The 19,521-nt window shown below is 32.6% G+C and carries 16 protein-coding genes; 5 read left to right on the top strand and 11 right to left on the bottom strand.

Annotation, left to right across the window (positions count from 1 at the left end; translation table 11 throughout):
- Nucleotides 1-44: 44 nt before the first annotated feature.
- A complete protein-coding gene (locus SJY34_RS02705) occupies nucleotides 45-1,559 on the bottom strand; it encodes a DEAD/DEAH box helicase (protein WP_400078668.1) in 1,515 nt (504 codons plus the stop codon).
- Between the two features lie 136 nt (nucleotides 1,560-1,695).
- Between SJY34_RS02705 and SJY34_RS02700 the strand changes: the two genes are divergently transcribed.
- Nucleotides 1,696-2,262, top strand: coding sequence for an ExbD/TolR family protein (locus SJY34_RS02700; RefSeq protein ID WP_400078666.1), 567 nt, complete (start codon nucleotides 1,696-1,698; stop codon nucleotides 2,260-2,262).
- Here the strand turns inward: SJY34_RS02700 and SJY34_RS02695 are convergent.
- Together SJY34_RS02695 and SJY34_RS02690 are read right to left on the bottom strand one after the other, a co-directional pair.
- Nucleotides 2,255-2,668 (bottom strand): 3D domain-containing protein, encoded by a 414-nt coding sequence (locus SJY34_RS02695; protein ID WP_400078664.1) that lies wholly within the window; start codon nucleotides 2,666-2,668, stop codon nucleotides 2,255-2,257. The two genes, SJY34_RS02700 and SJY34_RS02695, sit on opposite strands and share 8 nt — an antisense overlap.
- A 432-nt stretch (nucleotides 2,669-3,100) precedes the next feature.
- Entirely contained in the window at nucleotides 3,101-5,416 is a 2,316-nt protein-coding gene (locus SJY34_RS02690) for a T9SS type A sorting domain-containing protein (RefSeq protein WP_400078662.1), read from the bottom strand.
- Nucleotides 5,417-5,866: 450 nt separating this feature from the next.
- Between SJY34_RS02690 and SJY34_RS02685 the strand changes: the two genes are divergently transcribed.
- Nucleotides 5,867-9,121: a LamG-like jellyroll fold domain-containing protein gene (locus SJY34_RS02685; protein ID WP_400078660.1), complete on the top strand. Its 3,255-nt coding sequence runs from the start codon at nucleotides 5,867-5,869 to the stop codon at nucleotides 9,119-9,121.
- A gap of 239 nt (nucleotides 9,122-9,360) precedes the next feature.
- Here SJY34_RS02685 and hisS read toward each other — a convergent pair whose 3' ends face one another.
- Nucleotides 9,361-10,731 carry a histidine--tRNA ligase gene (gene hisS, locus SJY34_RS02680; protein WP_400078658.1) on the bottom strand — a complete coding sequence of 457 codons (1,371 nt, stop codon included), beginning with the start codon at nucleotides 10,729-10,731 and terminating at the stop codon, nucleotides 9,361-9,363.
- 236 nt (nucleotides 10,732-10,967) lie between these two features.
- On the opposite strand from hisS, the gene SJY34_RS02675 reads away from it, so the two are divergent.
- Together SJY34_RS02675 and SJY34_RS02670 are read left to right on the top strand one after the other, a co-directional pair.
- Nucleotides 10,968-12,209 carry an ABC transporter permease gene (locus SJY34_RS02675; RefSeq protein ID WP_400078656.1) on the top strand — a complete coding sequence of 414 codons (1,242 nt, stop codon included), beginning with the start codon at nucleotides 10,968-10,970 and terminating at the stop codon, nucleotides 12,207-12,209.
- Nucleotides 12,210-12,230: 21 nt separating this feature from the next.
- Nucleotides 12,231-12,410 (top strand): hypothetical protein, encoded by a 180-nt coding sequence (locus tag SJY34_RS02670; RefSeq protein WP_400078655.1) that lies wholly within the window; start codon nucleotides 12,231-12,233, stop codon nucleotides 12,408-12,410.
- Here the strand turns inward: SJY34_RS02670 and SJY34_RS02665 are convergent.
- The 5 genes from SJY34_RS02665 to rpsF form a co-directional block, all read right to left on the bottom strand.
- The gene (locus SJY34_RS02665) at nucleotides 12,407-12,883 is read right to left on the bottom strand and encodes a DUF6495 family protein (RefSeq protein ID WP_400078653.1); all 477 of its coding nucleotides are present in this window, start codon (nucleotides 12,881-12,883) and stop codon (nucleotides 12,407-12,409) included. The genes SJY34_RS02670 and SJY34_RS02665 overlap by 4 nt on opposite strands.
- Before the next feature lie 21 nt (nucleotides 12,884-12,904).
- Nucleotides 12,905-13,777, bottom strand: coding sequence for a glycerophosphodiester phosphodiesterase family protein (locus SJY34_RS02660; RefSeq protein WP_400078651.1), 873 nt, complete (start codon nucleotides 13,775-13,777; stop codon nucleotides 12,905-12,907).
- A 155-nt stretch (nucleotides 13,778-13,932) separates the two neighbouring features.
- Nucleotides 13,933-14,394, bottom strand: a complete 462-nt coding sequence (gene rplI, locus SJY34_RS02655; protein ID WP_400078649.1) for a 50S ribosomal protein L9 — start codon at nucleotides 14,392-14,394, stop codon at nucleotides 13,933-13,935.
- A gap of 12 nt (nucleotides 14,395-14,406) precedes the next feature.
- Nucleotides 14,407-14,706 carry a 30S ribosomal protein S18 gene (gene rpsR, locus SJY34_RS02650; RefSeq protein ID WP_172837628.1) on the bottom strand — a complete coding sequence of 100 codons (300 nt, stop codon included), beginning with the start codon at nucleotides 14,704-14,706 and terminating at the stop codon, nucleotides 14,407-14,409.
- Nucleotides 14,706-15,056, bottom strand: a complete 351-nt coding sequence (gene rpsF / locus SJY34_RS02645; protein WP_186845851.1) for a 30S ribosomal protein S6 — start codon at nucleotides 15,054-15,056, stop codon at nucleotides 14,706-14,708. The genes rpsR and rpsF overlap by 1 nt, the downstream gene beginning before the upstream one ends.
- Nucleotides 15,057-15,244: 188 nt before the next feature.
- On the opposite strand from rpsF, the gene SJY34_RS02640 reads away from it, so the two are divergent.
- The gene (locus SJY34_RS02640; protein WP_008271090.1) at nucleotides 15,245-15,940 is read left to right on the top strand and encodes a LytTR family DNA-binding domain-containing protein; all 696 of its coding nucleotides are present in this window, start codon (nucleotides 15,245-15,247) and stop codon (nucleotides 15,938-15,940) included.
- Nucleotides 15,941-16,105: 165 nt separating this feature from the next.
- Here SJY34_RS02640 and priA read toward each other — a convergent pair whose 3' ends face one another.
- Complete coding sequence (priA, locus tag SJY34_RS02635) at nucleotides 16,106-18,559, bottom strand: primosomal protein N' (protein ID WP_400078647.1); 2,454 nt, start codon at nucleotides 18,557-18,559, stop codon at nucleotides 16,106-16,108.
- A complete protein-coding gene (locus SJY34_RS02630) occupies nucleotides 18,559-19,521 on the bottom strand; it encodes a YihY/virulence factor BrkB family protein (RefSeq protein ID WP_400078645.1) in 963 nt (320 codons plus the stop codon). Before SJY34_RS02630 ends, priA begins: the two co-directional genes overlap by 1 nt.

Here is a 19,521-nt window from a genome sequence, read left to right as displayed (position 1 = left end):
TTTCAAAATAAACGTATAAAAACATAAATCCTTACAAAAAAACGTTAAAACTTACCGTTAAAGCTTAATCTTAACTTTCTATTATATTCTTCAAAAAGCCAGTCTTTATAGTTTTGAGTGCTGTTCATAATACAATAACTATATTGCTTTATGCGATATGCAATTTCATCTTGTAAGTCTTTAATTAGCTCCCTTGCGTCGTAGACATCTTCACTGTTTTCAATACAAATTTTAGAATGTTGATCTATTGACCGTTCTATTACAGTAAAAGATTTTTTTCCTAAACTAATAACATCTTTATATTCAGCTTTTACATCAAAATCTAAAGATTGAGATTTTTTGAACTTAGCTTTTATCGAGTCAGGCATAGTATATACAAAGTCACGCTCCAAGGCTTCGTCATCTACTATATTTTCTAAATAAAAATCTGGATACTTAAAAATATGCTGCCAATCTACAACTTGGCTCCAAGGTCCAAAGCGTGCGACGTTATTTCCTAAATCAATGACCTGAAAAGATTTTCTATCTTTAAAAATACGGCTTCCACGACCAATCATCTGAAAATATAAAGTCAACGAACGCGTTGCTCTGTTAAGAATAATAGACTCTACAGAAGGTTCATCAAAGCCTGTGGTAAGAATACTTACGGAAGATAAAACAGCATCTGGAGTATTTTTAAACCAATTTAAAATTTCTTTTCGTTCTTGCTTGCTTGCTGTATTATCTAAATGCTGAACGTTATAACCGGCTTTTTTGAATGTATAATATACTTCCTTGGAAGTGTAAATACCATTATTAAAAATCAAGGTTTTTTTGCCTTTGGCTAGTTCTTCATAAGCTACTAAAAGCTTACTTTGCATTAAACTATTAGTATATAATGCCTCAGAAGATTTAACAGTATAATCGCCATTAATTCCAATTTTAAGAGATGTTAAACCAACATCATAATGAAAAAACTCAGCATTGGCTAAAAAGCCGTTCTTAATTAGTGTAGAAATGTCATCACCAACAATAAGTTTCTCATAGTTATCCTTCATTGGTAGTTTTATATTACTACTTAATGGCGTCGCAGTGACACCTAAAATGAAACAATGCTCAAAAAACTTAAATAATTTTCTAAAAGAATTGTAATGTGCTTCATCTATAATAACTAAGCCAACATTTTTTAACTCAAAATCCTTATCTGAAAGCCTATTGTTTAAGGTTTCAACCATAGCCACAAAACACTGGTAGTCGTCTTGATCTGGTAAGGTTTTTACCTTACTATTAATGACTTTATTTTTTACCTTAAAGCTAGAAAGTACATTAGAAGTTTGTTTACAAAGCTCTATTCTATGTGTAAGGATAACTACTTTCTTATGACGTTGTTCTATGTAGCGTCTCACGATTTCAGAAAAAATAACTGTCTTTCCTCCACCCGTTGGCAACTGATAGAGCAGATTAAAGTCATCAGACTCATCATTCATAACATCAAAAATGCGATTGAGATCTTTGACTTGATAATCATAGAGGCTTTTCTCAGTTACATTTACATTAAGCGATTTTATTTCTGTGGTCATTTAGTCACTTTCCTAAAGGTTTAATTTTGCAAAAATAGCACATTGTAGGTGTTTTTGATATGAATGTTAACAACATTTAACAAGATTGGTATTGTTCTTGTGATTCATAAAGAATTAACATTTAAATACATACATTATGAAATCATTTAGAAGATATTCTGCAACGGTCAATGCAGGATCTATGGCAGACATTGCCTTTTTGTTACTCATTTTCTTTTTAGTAACTACGACCATTTCTGCCGATAAAGGCATTTTAAGACATTTACCTCCTATTTGTGAATCAGGAACCTGTACAGACAACATTCCTGAACGTAACTTGTTAAGAATTGCAATGAATGAAAAACAAGAAATTATGATTGAGGACGATATTGTATCAATTGATGAAATTGAAAATATTGTAGAAGCATATGTAGATAATAATAGTCTCAATTCCTGTGATTATTGTGACGGTGAGCAATCCAAAGTTTCCTCAGATCACCCCAAAAAGGCTGTTATTTCATTAAGCCACGACGCATTAACCAAGTATGAATTGTTTATAAATGTACAAGATGAAATAACCAAAGCTTACTACAACTTAAGAGAACGTTATGCGAAGCAAGTTTTTAATAAGCTGCCAAGTCAGTTAGATAAAAACGAGTTAGAAATGGTAAGAAAGGCCTATCCTTTTAAAGTTTCTGAAGTTGCGGTAAAACGCTCTAATTAGATATTGAATCTTTGGGTTGAATACAAAACTCAATATTCACTTTCTTTTTGCCCCATTTTTTTGCTTTTTTTACATCAAGTCCCATATAAATATCAATGCGCTTTCTCCAACGTTTGTTCATTTTATCTTTAACAATGAATAAGCTATCAAAGCCTTCGATTGTTACTTTGGTATTATGTACTAATCCAGAATCTAATAAGTCTCTCGAAACTGCTATATATCTTAAGCCAGGTTTTAGGCTATCACCAAATGCTGTTATATGCGGATTAGAACTGGTTTGGTATGCTAACGAATTATAAGCCGTAGCAGTGACTTCAAATGAATGACTATTGCAGTCTTCTACGCTATTAATACAAGAGTAGAACACCAATAAAAGAAGAACTAACACCAATATATTATGCCTCATAGTTATAAAGATACTATTAATAGTTAAAAATTGTTAAATCATTACCTTGTTTTACATAGTACTGTAACAATTTTATCTTTTTGTCGTCTATTAGGTATAAATCAATTAAAAAACAAAATCATGAGAACTTTAAACAACAATCAAATTACAAGTACAACATTAGAAACAAAAAGTTATACTTGGAACAGTAAAAGACGTTACAGATAAAATGTAACAATTCATCAATCTGTGCTGAACTAGTTTCAGCATTTCAATCAAAAAAAATTATGAGAACTTTATCAAAAATTGTCAATACATCTAACAGTTTAGATGATGACTTAGAAACGATTAAAATCTGATTAATATGCACATCAGAAAAAACAATTATTTAAACTAAAAAGTCAGTTTCATAAATAAAGAAACTGACTTTTTTAATTTATCATTTAAATGAAATTATTTCTTAATTACCTTTCTCGTTATTGACCTCGATGCACTACTTAATTTAACAAAATAAATACCACCTTGAAATAACGACATATCAATAACATGTGTTTTGTTAGATTCTAAATTACCACTAGAAACACTCTGACCTAAAGTATTAAAAATTTGATAATCAATATTTTCATTGATATTATTAAGCGAAATACTCAAATTATCTCTAACAGGATTTGGGTAAAATTCGATTAAGCTTTCTAAACTTAATTCATTAACACTTAAAGGATTCTGGGCACTGAATAAAGTCGACTCACTACTACCAAATTGCCCACCAGTAATAATAATATTACCATTTTCATCTTGAACATTGTAGCTCCCAAAACCAAAACCACAACATATACCATCGTCTCGATCGTCAAAAATTGTGAATGCATAACAATCATCAGACACTACAGGTATGTTAATTACCTCTTGATAGGAAGTAGCATTTGCGTAAGGTGTTGAAGGACCACTACTAATTACGTTATCAGAACTGTCTCTCAGCTCCCAAGTAGTCTCATCACCATAATTATCTGTTGTAATATTGAAAACAACTTGAGATGTTGCATAAGATGTTGACACATCAAAACTAAAAACAAAAACATCATTAGTTGTGTTCTCATCAGTAGCATTGTTAGGGTTAAAAACAGAAACAGTAAATGTATGACTTCCTGGACTTAAGTTACTATAACTTGGTGTTGCAACCACTTCCGATTCGTTATTGGCTAAATTACCAGTCCAATTAACAGTTGTATTAGCACCTGAATCTAGATTATATGATACATCTGCTGAAGTTAAATTTAAATTACCTGGATTAAGAAGCGTCACCTGAGGACTAAAATCTACACCACATATTTGCGCACTATTAGAACCAGCACTAACTCTTGCGTCTATATCAAAAGTTTCCAAAGGTGGAAATTGATCTATAACCTCTAATCCAGAATCAGAAGGGTCTAGCCATTCCTTCAGTCTACTTGACGGCGAATTACCAAAATCCCATGCTACGCCAAAACGACCATAGAAATCATATTGTCCATTATTAGAAGTACCGCTACATGCTGCCAAGCCGCCTGAAAGCACACCTATAAGCTGCCCTATTTCATTGTATAATGCAGAACCAGAAGAGCCTGGTTCTGTAACACCTAATTCCCACTCATCTATATACCACATTTGTGTATTTGAATTCCCATTAAAGTCCACAACTGCTCGGAAAGCTCCGTCATCTTCTCTACATACTTTTTGAATATCTCCACTTGGGTGATGAATACCAAAATTTACGGTAGGAACATCCGTCTTAGACCTATTCCAACCAGCCCAAACGACATCTGGATTGTTATTAAAGAAATTTGCATCTGTAATTTCCACCAATTCCATATCAGATTGCGAACTGCTAGCTCTAACTATAGATCCACTTACAGTCTGATTAAATGCACCATCAGTACTATTAATATTAGTAGAACATGAAGGGTTTGGACTTCTCCAATTAAAGCGAAAAGCCCAACCCGCTTCTCCGCCACTACAATGGTTTGCAGTCATAAAATAAGGTGTACCGTCATTATTTGTGTTATTAATCAAAGTTCCTGAGCAAATACCTGTACCTCCATTTACCGTTATCATAGCATTTGCTTTTTTTACATTCTCTTTTACAGTATCTAAACCGAAAGGGTCATTAGCAGGTGTAATATCACAATCCACATCTTGATTACACGCACCAGATTCGTTTAAAGCTTTTTGATATGTTTCTGCTGTGCGATAGCCATGAATTACAGATCCAACAACAATTTTTGCTTCACCAATAACATTAGCTGGCTGATAGTATTCTATCCAAGCTTTGTCTCCTTCTACAAACCAAGTTCCTAAAACTTCTTCAGGGTTATTGTTATGATGTGTAAAAGGTCTCAATAATTCACTTTTATCATCATTGTAAACATATAGTTTAGCTCCAACAGGAATCTTAAATACATCAAACATAAAGTTTAACGTGTATGCATTGTTAGAAGTGTAAGCCATTCTCCAGATTCTATCACCGTTTTCTAAAGTAGTCCACTTACCTACTTCATTAAAATCGTGATCTACATAAATATCATGTCCAAATCGCCATGGTTTAGACTTATCTTTATCATTGATCTTATCTTCATCATGTAAATTTTTTAAATCGAAAGAAGCAAGTTTGTGTGGTTTTACATAGGTTAAATTATTTAAAGCCCAACTAGGTGGCTTAACTTCGTCTGGCATCTCTTGGGCAAATGACAATGCTGCAAACATTATCATCACATAAAATAAGTTCAATTTCATATCAGCTTTTTTATTTTGAATTATTAAAATTAACATATTATAGTGATTACCACAGTCTATAATTTTAAGATTCCTTTAACAATAGATTAAAAGCATATTAATCCGATTAAGTGCTTTAAGGCTTTATTTTAAGATAAAAATGTATTTTATTTCTAAAAAGGTACATTCGATGAATTGCAAGACCATTGTATTCTTCTTAATCTCTTTAGTATTAGTAATGAATTGCAAATCTGAAAACACAACTTTAGCTCGGCTTGAATCGATTCATTTTCATCAAAGAATCTTTACAATTAGCTATATAAAACCTTTAAAATTTAAATGCTTGTATATCAGGCTATTACAAAATTATTTGAATTTTATTATGCGTTTTATCGTCTTTTTATGCATTTCATAGAGTTTTTTTATTATGTTTGCGTGTCTTAAAGCCTCAAAATATAAGACCAACCGCTTATGATAACTTCTGCTTTACATGCTGGAAGAGCCTACATTCAGGGTTTTGTTATAATTATAGTGTCTTGCTTAGCATTTTCGCAAGACTTTAATTTCAATTCAGGTCCTGTAAATACGTCGAAATCTGAAAAGGTTATTGCTATGAATACATCAGTAAGCACTAATGATACATCTTCTGATTTAAATACTACAAATGATGTTGAAGACATACTAATAGTTAGCTTAACTCAAGCAAATTCCATAGATACTCAAAGTGCAGATAACTCCAATAAGAATCAATTTTTAGATATAGAAAACAACGGAAAAGATTTAAATTATAGTGCTTCACCTACGATAGTAAACTTAAGCTCCGATATCACTTCATCTTTAGTGACTGATGTTTCATATAAAATTATAAATCGTATTTGGAAAATTGAAGAAACTGCCATCAATATACCTACCGTAAATGTTCAAATTCCTAAAGAATCTATTGAAAACAATAATGCTTTAGGTCTTTATTATATGTTTATTTCTGATACTGGTGATTTTGATTCTACCCCAGATTTTAGGGTGATGACTTTAAATGAAAACGGTTATTTAGAAACAAACTATAACTTAGACGGAGCTACCTATATCACATTTGGTTTTTCGAACCAAATTACAGAAGAACGTTCTATTTATTTTAATGGATCTGAGAGCTATATTGATATGCAAAACACCTTAGATCTTAATCCAAATGCTTTTACAATTTCGGCCTGGATAAATTCTAATTCGACATACACAGAAGAGGTTTCGATACTTTCTAAAAGAGATGCTGCTTTTACTCAAGGTTATGACTTAGTATTGACTCAAGCAAACAAAGTAAAAATTTCCTGGAAAAATGGTAGCAACCAGTCACTTACGTCTTACACAACGATTCCAAACGGAAAATGGCACCATATAGCTATTACATATAATGGTTCTAGAGTTTCTATCTACATTGATGGAGTATTAGATAATTCTGCAACCAGAACAGCTCCTGTAACAACAAACGCGTCATTTTTAATAGCAGCTGCTGGGAAAAATAATACTAAACAACACTTTAAAGGACACATAGATGAAGTACGCATTTGGCATACGGATTTAACCACAGAGCAGTTGCGTTTTATGATGAATCAAGAAATTATAAAAAATGCTGAAGGTGTAGTTGGTAAAGTATTACCAAATACTATTGCAAAAAACGAAATTAATGTGCTTCCTTGGTCTGACCTGGCTGGTTATTATCCGATGTCAGCATTCACATATTTAAATACTATTGACGCTTCTGGAAATGGTAATTATGGACAGCTAAAGCATATAACAACAGTAGATATAGAAACTGCACCACTTCCATATACTTCAAATCAAGATGGAGATTGGAATATGAATTCAACATGGAAAAATGGCGATTTACAATATACTCCTGGGTCTAAATCTATTGTAAATCCAGATATTACTATCGATTGGAACATAGTTAAAACTGCTCATAATTTAACCATGAATAATTCGTCATTGCCGACTTCAAATAACAACAACAGAACGATTCTTGGTTTATTCGTAGAAGCCAATAAACTAATAGTAACGGGTAAAAACTCTACTCAGACTGGTAATGGAATTACAATTTCACATTATTTGAATTTAACTGGAACCATAGATTTAGAAGGCGAATCACAATTAATTCAAACCCCAGAAAGTAATTTGAACGTTGAGCCTAACGGAAAAATTGAGCGTGATCAGCAAGGCACAGCAGATGTGTTTACCTATAATTATTGGTCATCGCCTGTGACAAAACAAAATTCATCAGTGAACAGTTTTAAGATTAGTGATGTCATGAAAGATGGAACGTCGGTCTCGGAGACATTACCTATTAATTTTTCATCTTCAGGATATAATGGAGCACCCACTAAACCTATTAGTATCGCAGATTATTGGATTTGGAAATATGCCAATCAACCCAGTCAAAACTATTCGTCTTGGCAACATATAAGAAGAACAGGTACGATTTTTCCAGGTGAAGGTTTTACAATGAAAGGACCAGGATTAGCAGCTGCTGAAACGCAACAGAATTATACGTTTTCTGGTAAACCAAATAACGGAGATATCAATTTAACATTAGCTCCTAATAATGAATATTTAGTCGGAAATCCATATCCTTCTGCTATCGATGCAAATATATTTATTAGAGATAACGGTCCAGATTTTCAAAATGAAAATACATTAAATCCTTCTTCGTCAATCAGCGGAACGCTTTATTTCTGGAAACACTACGGAGGTGATTCTCATATCTTAAAAGACTATGATGGTGGCTATGCAACTTATAATTTTTCAGGAGCTGTTGCTGCTGCAACTAAAGACAGTAACAATTTGAATTTTATTAATAATACATTATTATTTCAAAAACCTGGACGTTATATTCCAGTTGGACAAGGCTTTTTTGTTGTAGGTAAAAATGGAGGTACTATTAGTTTTAATAATGGTCAGCGGGTCTATAAAAAAGAAGATCAAAGCTCACCTTTTATGAGACATGTGGCTACTTCAACTTCACGAAAAAATAATGAAACTGAGGCCACAGATCAAAGAATGAAGTTTAGAATAGGATTTAATTCTGTAAACACAATTCATCGTCAATTGCTTTTAACCATAGATGAAAATACGACTTCTGGTGTAGATTGGGCATATGATGGAAAGTTAAATGAAACGCAAATAGATGACATGTTTTGGATGATAAATGATGAAGAATATATCATACAAGCAAGTAATGAGGCGGAAACTACAACAATATATCCTCTAGGTATAAGAACAGATTCGGACGGACTTAATGAAATATCCATAGATGCTTTAGAAAATGTACCTAACGACATCAATATTTATGTACATGATATTGAATTAAACCTTTACCACGACTTAAGAGAAAGTAATTATCAAATTTTCTTAAATGCTGGTGAATATCTAGATCGCTTTAAAATTACATTTAGCAATAAGGCAGATTCACTTGGTATAGATGACGAGATTAAAGATAGCATAGCAATACTTTACTCAAATGATATAGATAAAATTGTACTAATAAACCCAAACCAAATCGAAGTAAAATCAATTGTACTTTTTAACATGTTAGGGCAATCGGTTTACACTTATAACAATATAATACAAAGTGGTCATTCGGAATATAATGTTACCAATTTAAGTGCTGGAGCATACATTATAAAGCTTTTTACAGCCAACAACACCGTATTGACCAAGAAGATAGTGGTTGATTAATTTCAATTGTTTTTAGTTAGTGATTAGTAAAGTCTCAGTCTATTTATAGCTGAGGCTTTTCTTATTTTAATCATCATCTAATATGAATTCGTCAATTCGAGTGAATTTTACAATTGGAAATGAGTGAAACTTATATCGAGAATAAGAATTTTACCTAACATTGATTCTCGATACAATTTTTCGTACTTCAAAATCACTCGAACTTACGTTTATGATATTTTACTTTAAAATGGTAAAGACTATTTTAAAACTTCTAATAAGTCGTCAAACTCAATTTTTTGCTGCTCACCAGATTCCATGTTTTTTAGCGTAAAAACTTTAGCTTTCACTTCTTCTTCACCTAATAAAACGACATAAGGAATATGGCGACGATTCGCATAATTCATTTGCTTTTTCATCTTCGCATTATCTGGATACAACTCTGCTTTAATGCCTGCTTGCCTCAGCTTCGTCACAGCTTGTAAACCAGTCATAGCTTCAGTTTCTCCAAAATTAATAAACAACACTTTTGTGGAATCTGCTATGGTTGCAGGAAATAAATTCAATTCTTCTAGAACCAAATAAATTCTGTCTAAACCAAAGCTAATCCCTACTCCACTCGTATCTGGCTTACCAAAAATACTGGTCAGATCATCATAACGACCACCTCCTCCAATAGAGCCCATTTTTACGCCTTCTGGTGCAGAAACTTCGAAAATTGCACCTGTGTAGTAATTCAGTCCACGTGCTAAGGTTACATCGAGTTGTAATTTGGCCGTTTTTAATTCTAAGTTAGAAATAGCTGTATTTATAAATTCTAATTCTTCAATACCTTTTAGACCTATTTCTGAAGTACTTAGAATAGATTTTAGACTTTCTACCTGGCTTCCAAAATCGCCTTTTAAAGTAAATAATGGTTGTAGCTTAGAAATTCCTTCTTCAGAAATCCCTTTACTACGCATTTCTTCTTTTACCTTCTCCTCACCTATTTTATCGAGTTTATCTAATGCGACAGTAAAATCAATCAATTTATCTTGTGCACCAATGACTTCAGCAATGCCAGATAATATTTTACGGTTATTGATTTTTATAGTAACTCCTTCTAATTTTAAAGTCGAAAACACAGCATCATACAACTGTATAAATTCAACTTCTTGAAATAAAGATTTAGAACCTACAACATCGGCATCGCATTGGTAAAACTCTCTAAAACGTCCTTTTTGTGGACGGTCTGCACGCCAAACCGGTTGTATTTGATAGCGTTTAAACGGTAACTCAATATCGTTTTGATGTTGCACGACGTAACGCGCAAAAGGTACTGTGAGGTCGTAACGTAAAGCTTTTTCAGATATTTTTGAAGTAATAGTTACTTCGGACTTAGACTTATAAACTTCATCTGATATCTTTCTTAAATAATCGCCAGAGTTTAAAATCTTAAAAATCAAGCGATCTCCTTCATCCCCATATTTTCCCATTAAGGTATCCGAGTTTTCAAAGCTTGGTGTTTCAATTGGTTGAAACCCATAGAGCTGAAACTGTTCCTTTATCGTTTCCATGATATAAGAACGTTTTGCAACTTCTTCTGCATTAAAATCTCTTGTGCCTTTTGGTATGCTTGGTTTTTGTGCCATAATACTTCCTGCGAAGGCAGGAATCTCTATTTAGTGAAACTTAAATTTTCATTTCAAAAACACTTCGACTACGCTCAGTGTGACTTATGAGTATGAACGTTGAAGGTTCATACTCATAAGTCACAAAAATATTATAATTTTTAAAGGCTTTACTAAGTTATTTCATTTTTATAGTAACTTTATGCTGTTTAAGTAGTCTTATACGTAAAACAAGTCAACTAACTTTACATAGTATTATGTTTTCATTAGCTAGAGAGAATATTAAAATTGCTTTTGGTTCAATAAAAAGTCAATTGCTCCGAACCATTCTAACCGTTTTAATTATTGCCATTGGTATCATGGCATTGGTTGGTATTTTGAGTGGTGTTTCGGCTCTAGAAAACACTATTTCTGGTAGTTTCTCTTCTATGGGAGCAAATACCTTTAACTTTCAGCGTTATGAATTTACCGCCCGACGTCAAAGTGGTAGAGAACGCCAAAAAATTAATCCTGTAATCAACTATAGAAATGTAAAAGACTTTGAGGATAATTACGACTTCCCTTTTACAAAAGTTGCGGTCTCCTTTATGGGAACGTTTGCGGCAGAAGTAAAATATGAAAATCAAAAAACAGATCCTGAAGTTGCCGTCCTCGGCACCAACGAAAATTTTATTGAAAATTCTGGTTTGGAAGTTGAAAATGGTCGCGCATTAAATGTATTTGATATAGAAAATAGTAATGCCGTTACTGTGATTGGTAGCGATTTACAAAAAGCACTATTCCCAGAAGAAAATCCGGTAGATAAAACCATCAGTGTTAGAGGTTCTAAATTTAAAGTTATTGGTGTGCTTAAAGAGAAAGGATCTACGTTTGGTAACAATCAAGATTTGCGAATGATTATTCCAATCCAAAAAGCACGATCTATATTTACAAACCCTAATATCGATTATACACTCAGTGTTAAGGTAGATAAAAAAGATATGCTCGAAGGAGCTCAAGAAGATGCCATTTTAACGTTTAGAAATATTCGAAGCTTAAATCCTGTTGAGGATAATAATTTTGGCATAGAACGTAGTGATGATTTATTAAATCGCGCCGCAGAAAACACTAAGGTTTTATATATCGCAGCTTGGATCATAAGCATTATTACGATCTTTGGTTCTACTATTGCACTTATGAATATTATGTTGGTTTCGGTAACCGAACGTACAAGAGAAATAGGTGTACGTAAAGCTTTAGGTGCAAAAGCTAAAACCATTGCTTTTCAGTTCTTTATGGAAACCATAATTATCGGTCAGCTTGGCGGGATTATTGGAATTATCTTAGGAATTTTAATTGGCTGGGGAGTTTCAAAAGGTTTTGATTTGGACTTCTCTACACCTTGGGTTGCTATGATTTGGGCAACGAGTATTGCGTTTATTGTGGCTGTAATTTCTGGATTATATCCTGCTACTAAAGCTGCTAAGTTAGATCCTATCGAGTCTTTGCGTTATGAGTAAAATAAAATCTAAATAGTGTTTATGAAAAATTTTTTAATAAAACTTAATAATTTTTTTAGAAATTTATTACTTGATGATGTTGATAAGCCATACGATAAACCACTCCCTTATCATCGAAAATTTGGATCGAAAGAAAGGCAAAAAAATGACATCAAACAAAAAAGGTTAAATGAGCAAAAACAGCAATCTAATGGTTTTTAAGCTCCCTTTATCAAATTAACAAAATACTGAAACAATTCACCCTTAGTAATATTTGCACCTATCTGAATCATTTTAAAAATATCTAAATGTTTATCGTCTGAGTAGTCTTTTTTAGCATTAAAGAACTCAATACTATCAGACAACAAATTATCTCTTAACCACTGAAAACCTTCTTTTGTAGTAAAATCGATAGCTTCGTTTTCAATTTTTAAAGCGATTAATCGCATGTTTTTTTCATTACACTGAAATAAATGAATCTGTTGCGGAGAAATATGCTCTAAATACTCTACTTTACTCAACACTCCAAACCACACTAAATCACTGAACACATCGAGCTCCTGCTCTGCAGTCTCTGGTTTATTTTTTTTAATATCCTTCCACTCATCATCAGTAATCGACTGCGTTGCTAAAAAGTTGATGAATTCTTGGTGTAATTCTTCGAATTGTTCTTTTGTTAATCTTGTGTATTTCATGTTTCTTAAATTACTCTTAGATTATCTATTGATTACTCCAAAAGCCTCAAATGGCCTATCAGTTGCAAAAACATCTACACCTAAATCTTTCCATTTATTATAAAGATTATCTCCTCTAGCTTCTGCCTGTCTATCTAAGTTCCCAAGAGTACCTAACATACAGACAATATCATCTTTATGTATCCTCTTGTATAACGATTTATTAGATAATCTTGTTCCTGTAAAGGCTAGCATATTTTGAGTTGGAATTTCAGACGCTAATAATCGGTCGAATTCTTCATGGTTTCTAGCAGAAACAGAAATTAACAAATCTGGCGCCAATGTGTACGCTGATTTAGCTTGCTTTAAGTCATAAGTAATCACTATACTAATATCTTCAGCTTTTGCAGCTCTAACGGCATCAATGACATCTTTCTGGCTAACACTACGCTTTATATCTAAAGTAAGAATAACATTATTAGCCTTACACCATTTTAAAACCTCTGAAAACAAAGGAATTTTAAAAGCGGTCTCATTTCCATAATCATCTACTAAATTGAACTTTTTCAGTTCATCGTAAGTTAATTGATTTACCCTTCCACTGCCTGTAGTCGTTCTATCAATTGAATTATCATGAAGTAAGACCAACTGACCATCTTTAGTTTGCGCAATATCAATTTCGTAAATGGCAGCAATACTATCATTAACATATTTAATAGTTTCAAGACAGTTTTCTGGATAATGTACTAAACCTTTTCCACCTCTATGCACACTAATATTAGGATAGTTAGAATTTGAAGCTTTGAAAACCTCAATTAACTTAGAATCTGTAGTTGCAACAGTATCTGTAGAAATTTTAGAATCTTTACATCCTAAAAAAAGGATTAATAGTATGAAGAGAAGAGATTGTTTCATGAAGTTTTATATCAAATTTTGAAAAGATCCCGCAGAAAAAGCGGGATTAGCTCAACTAAATATTTTTTATACGACCGTTTGGTCTTTACAAAATGAGTTTTACTAAAAAAACCGCTTAGAAGACTAAACGGTTTTAAATTATTTTAAAAAAGAGATTAGGACTCAGCTATAACTTCGAAAGTTAAATCTTGAGTTACTGACCTGTGTAATCTAACAGCAGCTTCGTACTGACCTAAACGCTTAATATTACCACCACTGATAGAGATAAACTTCTTATCTACTTCGTGTCCTGCGTTTCTAAGTGCATTAGCTAAATCTATATTGGTAATAGAACCAAATAATTTATCTCCAGCAGTTGCACCTGTACCAGCTTTTGCAGTAATTTTAATATCTAATCCTTTTAAAGCTTCAGCAGTTTTTTCAGCATCAGCAATAATAGTTTTCTCTTTATAAGCTCTTTGCTTCAATGTTTCTGCTAATACTTTTTTAGCAGAAGCAGTAGCCATTACAGCTTGCCCTTGAGGAATTAAAAAATTTCTACCATAACCGTTCTTAACAGATACAATATCGTCTTTAAATCCTAAATTTTCAACGTCTTGTTTTAATATAAGTTCCATTGTTATGATATTTTATTTTAATAAATCAGCAACATATGGCATAAGTGCTAAATGTCTAGCTCTCTTTACAGCCACAGATACTTTTCTTTGATACTTTAAAGAAGTTCCTGTTAAACGTCTTGGTAATAGTTTTCCTTGCTCGTTAACAAAACCTAATAACCAGTCTGCATCTTTATAATCTACATACTTAATACCAGATTTTTTGAAACGGCAATACTTCTTAGTTTTAGAAGTTTCTATGTTTAAAGGAGTAAGATATCTAATTTCTCCGTCCTTTTTTCCTTTTGCTTGTTGTTCTATTGATGACATAATTACGCTTTTGCTTTTGCTTTAACTTTAAGTTTTTCTCTTCTTCTCTCAGCCCAAGCCACGGCGTGCTTGTCTAATTTTACAGTTAAGTAACGCATAAAACGCTCATCACGTCTAAACTCTACTTCTAAAGGTTCAATTGCTTCTCCAGCAACTGTGTACTCAAATAAGTGATAAAAACCACTTTTTTTGTTTTGGATTGGATACGCCAGCTTTTTTAAGCCCCAATCTTCCTTGGCAATCATCTTAGCACCTTTAGAAACGAGGAAATCCTCATATTTCTTAACTGTCTCCTTTATCTGATCTTCAGATAAAACGGGATTTAAGATGAAAACAGTTTCATAATGATTCATAATAAATTATTTTGTTTGTTATTAAAACGGGTGCAAAAATACATATTAATTCTAATTCTAGCAACGTTTTTGGGTGTAAAATTAAGTGTTAAAAATTAGATCAAAACATACGCTTTGTCGGTATTATTTGTTTTTTAACCGAATTTATCGTACTATTGTCGATATCTTAACCTAAAATGAATAATGTTATGACTTTAAACTGTGTAGTTGTTGATGATTCTGCGATTCAGCGCCTTTCCATAGTAAAGTTAATTGAGAATCATTCCTCACTTAACCTTATTGCGGAATACAGCAGTGCGTTAGAAACGAAAAACGGTCTTAATACACACAAAGTAGATCTTATCTTCTTAGATATAGAAATGCCAGTATTAAACGGTTTTGAACTCTTAGATGTACTCAACAACAAACCCCAAATTATTTTTGTTACAGGTAAAACGGAATATGCTTTTAAAGCATTTAATTACGATGCCACCGATTATCTTCAAAAACCAATCACGAAAGAACGATTTAACACAGCCGTTGAAAAAGCTATTGAGCAACACAAGCTTAAACTAGACTTTAACGAAACGGATGGTGAACATATTTTTGTGAAAAGTAACCTTAAAAAACGTAAAGTTTATATTAAGGATATTAAATGGATTGAAGCCCTTGGTGACTATGTAAAAGTAGTTACTGAAGAAAACAGCCTCGTGGTATTATCTACCATGAAAGCTTTTGAACAAGAGTTACCAGAAGGTAAATTTTTAAGAATTCACAAATCTTACATTGTGAATCTCGATAAAATTGACCGTTTTAACAGTAAAAATGTTGAAGTTGGTGCTTACGAAATTCCGTTGAGTCGAAATAAAAAGACACAATTGGTAGATGCTTTAAATAATATGTAGAAAAATTACATTTAAATTAAAGTCTCTCTCATTATAATTTTTAAATAAACCCGAGCTTATGCTTGGGTTTTTTTGCTTTACACTCCTAAGGTCCGCTCAAGGGGACATTCTAAAAAAGAAATCTTAGAACAATTGTCCCCTTGAGGAGACTTTAGGGGTGTTCTTTTAGTAATTATCCACATTCAAGATTACCCTGACTGCTCTAAAATCCTTAACAGCATTAAAACTATTTTCAATTTTCATAATAGCTTCTTTTGTTTTTGAAAGGGATTGCTTTTCCGGAATTTTTAATAAAATATTTTTTAAATACAGATTTCGTATTCTCGATACTGGTGGAAATTCTGGCCCTAAAACATTAGATTTAAATACTTGTCGCAACGATTTAGCATACCAATCTGCAGCTAAATTCACACGATTGTAATCCTTGTGCTTAAAGGTTATCTTAATCAATCTATAAATTGGTGGGTATTTATAGTTGTAACGATCATTCATTTGCTCAGCAAACATGTCTTTATATGAATTTGTCGACACCTGCTGTAAAATATTATGATGAGGGTTATAAGTCTGAATTATTACCTTCCCTCTTAAATCGGTACGTCCTGCTCTACCAGAAACTTGAGCCATGAGTTGATAACTGCGTTCGTGTGCTCTAAAATCAGGAAAGTTTAGCAAGTTATCAGCATTCATAATGCCGACGAGCTTAACATATCTAAAATCTAAGCCTTTGGTTAACATCTGTGTACCAACTAGAATATCGATTTCGCGTTGCTCAAAGCTATTTATTATTTTTTCGAAACCGTATTTTCCTCTCGTAGTATCTAAATCCATACGAGCCACTTTCTTTTCAGGAAATAACAGCCTTACCTCTTCTTCAATCTGTTCTGTTCCAAATCCTTTAGTGTCAAGGGTAGAATTACCACAAGCTTGACAACTTTTAAGCATTGCCGAATTATAACCACAATAATGACAACGCAGTTGATCTCTGTATTGATGATACGTTAAACTCACATCGCAATTAGGACATTGTGGCGAGGTTCCGCACGTTGTACACTCTATAATTGGCGAAAAACCCCTTCTATTCTGAAATAGTATAATTTGAAAACCTTGTTCTAAAGTTTCCGTTATTTCTTCGATAAGTCGATCACTAAAATGACCTTTCATGCGTTTACGTTTGTACTTATCGGCTAAATCGACTAATTCGATATCTGGCATCAATACATTATTGTAACGCGTATTTAATTCAACCAAACCATATTTTCCTTGGCTTGCATTATAATAGCTTTCCAAACTTGGCGTTGCAGAACCTAAAAGGGTTTTCGCTTTGTGCAAATTCGCTAGCACAATAGCTGCATCTCTAGCATGATAACGTGGTGCAGGATCAAATTGCTTGTAGGATTGCTCATGTTCTTCATCTACAATGATTAATCCTAAGTTTTTAAATGGTAATAATAATGAAGAGCGTGCACCTATAATTATCCGAGCTTTATCTGAATTGTTAAGCATATTATTCCACACTTCTACTCTCTCATTACCAGAGTATCTGCTATGAAACACGGCAACTTTTTCACCAAAATAATCCTGCAAACGTTGCACTAATTGGGTCGTTAATGCAATTTCTGGCAATAGATATAACACTTGTTTTCCTGACTCTAGTTGCTTTTGAATGAGTTGTACATAGATTTCTGTTTTTCCAGAAGAGGTAACTCCATGTAATAAAGTCACTGCCTTTTCTTTAAAGATTGTTTCAATTTTATCGAAAGCATTTTGCTGTGCATCATTTAAAACTTTTGCATCTATATCGCCATTTCCTTCAAATTGAATACGATCTGTTCTAATATGATACTCTTCGAGAATAGTTTTGTCAATTAATGCTTTAATTATTGCCGAAGAAGCACCACTACGCTCAACTAATTCTGAAACTTTTATAGGTTGCTTTGTTGAGGCTTCTAGTGTAAATAATGTTAGGATTACTTCACGCTGCTTTGTTGCTCTACTATTGAGCATTTCTAGTAATTCCTGAAGCTTTTCTTGAGATTTATGATTATCATGAAGCTTTACATAACGCACCAATTTTGGCTGATATTTCTCATATAACTCTTCTTGTAGGTTTAAAACTCCTTTTTCAACCAAGTCATTAATTACTGGCAATACGCGCTTCTTATCTAAAATAGAAACCACGTCATTTATTTTTAAAGACGACTGATGTTGTAAGGCTTCATAAATTAAAAACTCATCGTCTTTTAATTCAGAATCTTTAATTTCAATCTTTTCATTTTTAGAAATTATGGTTTCGCTTTCTAATAGAAAAGCATTTGGCATTGCTGCTCGCATCACTTCACCCAAACTACACATATAATATTGTGAAATCCATTCCCAATGTTGTAATTGGTGTTCTGTAATTACTGGAGTATCATCTAAAATCTGATGAATAGTTTTAGCATCGTATGCTGTTGGTGGATTATTGTGAATCTTATAAACCAATGCAGTGTATATTTTGCTTTTACCAAAGGGCACAGCCACTCTAATCCCTGGTTTTAGGAATTCAGATTCAGCTTTTGTAATATGATACGTAAAGGCTTTTTGAAGCGGAATTGGTAGTATGACGTCTATGAAATGCATTATGCGATCTCCTTTTTTGCCTTTGGATGCTTTTTTAAATATTGAAGCGACGCATTGAGCTCATATCCTAAGAGCAAAATATTAGAATTCAACCATAAATAAAATAAGAGAATTAATAAACCACCTATAGAGCCATAGAGTTTATTGTATTGCGAAAAATTATTTATGTAAATCCCAAATAAATAAGACGTTAGAATAATTAATAACGTGGTCAACAATGCACCAACTGAAAAGAATCTTGTGTTACGACCTTCTTTTGTACCAAAATAATAAAGTGTCGCGGTTGCCAAATACACCATCAGAACAAAAAACATATACTTTGCAAAAACGACCCATCCGACTCCAGAATTAGATTCGTTTAACACTTCATTATTAATACTTTTATATAAAGGCTCAATGATATAAATCTGAAAATACCCAAAGAAAGCAACCGTTAACAATACCAATATCGCCAAGATTACTGCGATACCTAAAGCGTATAAATACTGTTTAAAAACGTTTCTTGTTAACTGCTCATGATACGAATTTTCGAAACCAGAAAAAACGGCATTTACACCATTAGCCATTAAAAATATAGACAATAAGAAAACAGAAGATAATAAACCTGCACTCTCGCTTCCGCTTATGTTTTCAAAAATATTTGAGAAGAAAAATTCAGAAGTTTGTGGTGGTAAAAAATCATTTAAAAATAACTCGAACTCGGTTTGAAAATTATCAATTGGGATATATGGAATTAAAATAATTACAAACAACAGAAATGGAAAAATAGCTGTAAAAAAACTAAAAGCAATAGCACTTGCTCTTGTTGTAAGTGCACCTTTTACTATGCCTTTAATATACAACTCAATTAAATCATAAATAGATAAACCCTCAAATCCTGGTAACTTAATCTGCTTAAAAAAGCGAACCACTAAATTGAGTACAGGAATTTTATCTAATTTATCTTCTATGTGTTTAGACAT

Source organism: Winogradskyella sp. R77965, from assembly GCF_044594915.1.
In the GTDB taxonomy this organism is placed as follows: Bacteria; Bacteroidota; Bacteroidia; order Flavobacteriales; family Flavobacteriaceae; genus Winogradskyella.
The sequence above is the reverse complement of the archived record's forward strand: the minus strand, read 5'-3'. Positions and strand labels throughout refer to the sequence as shown.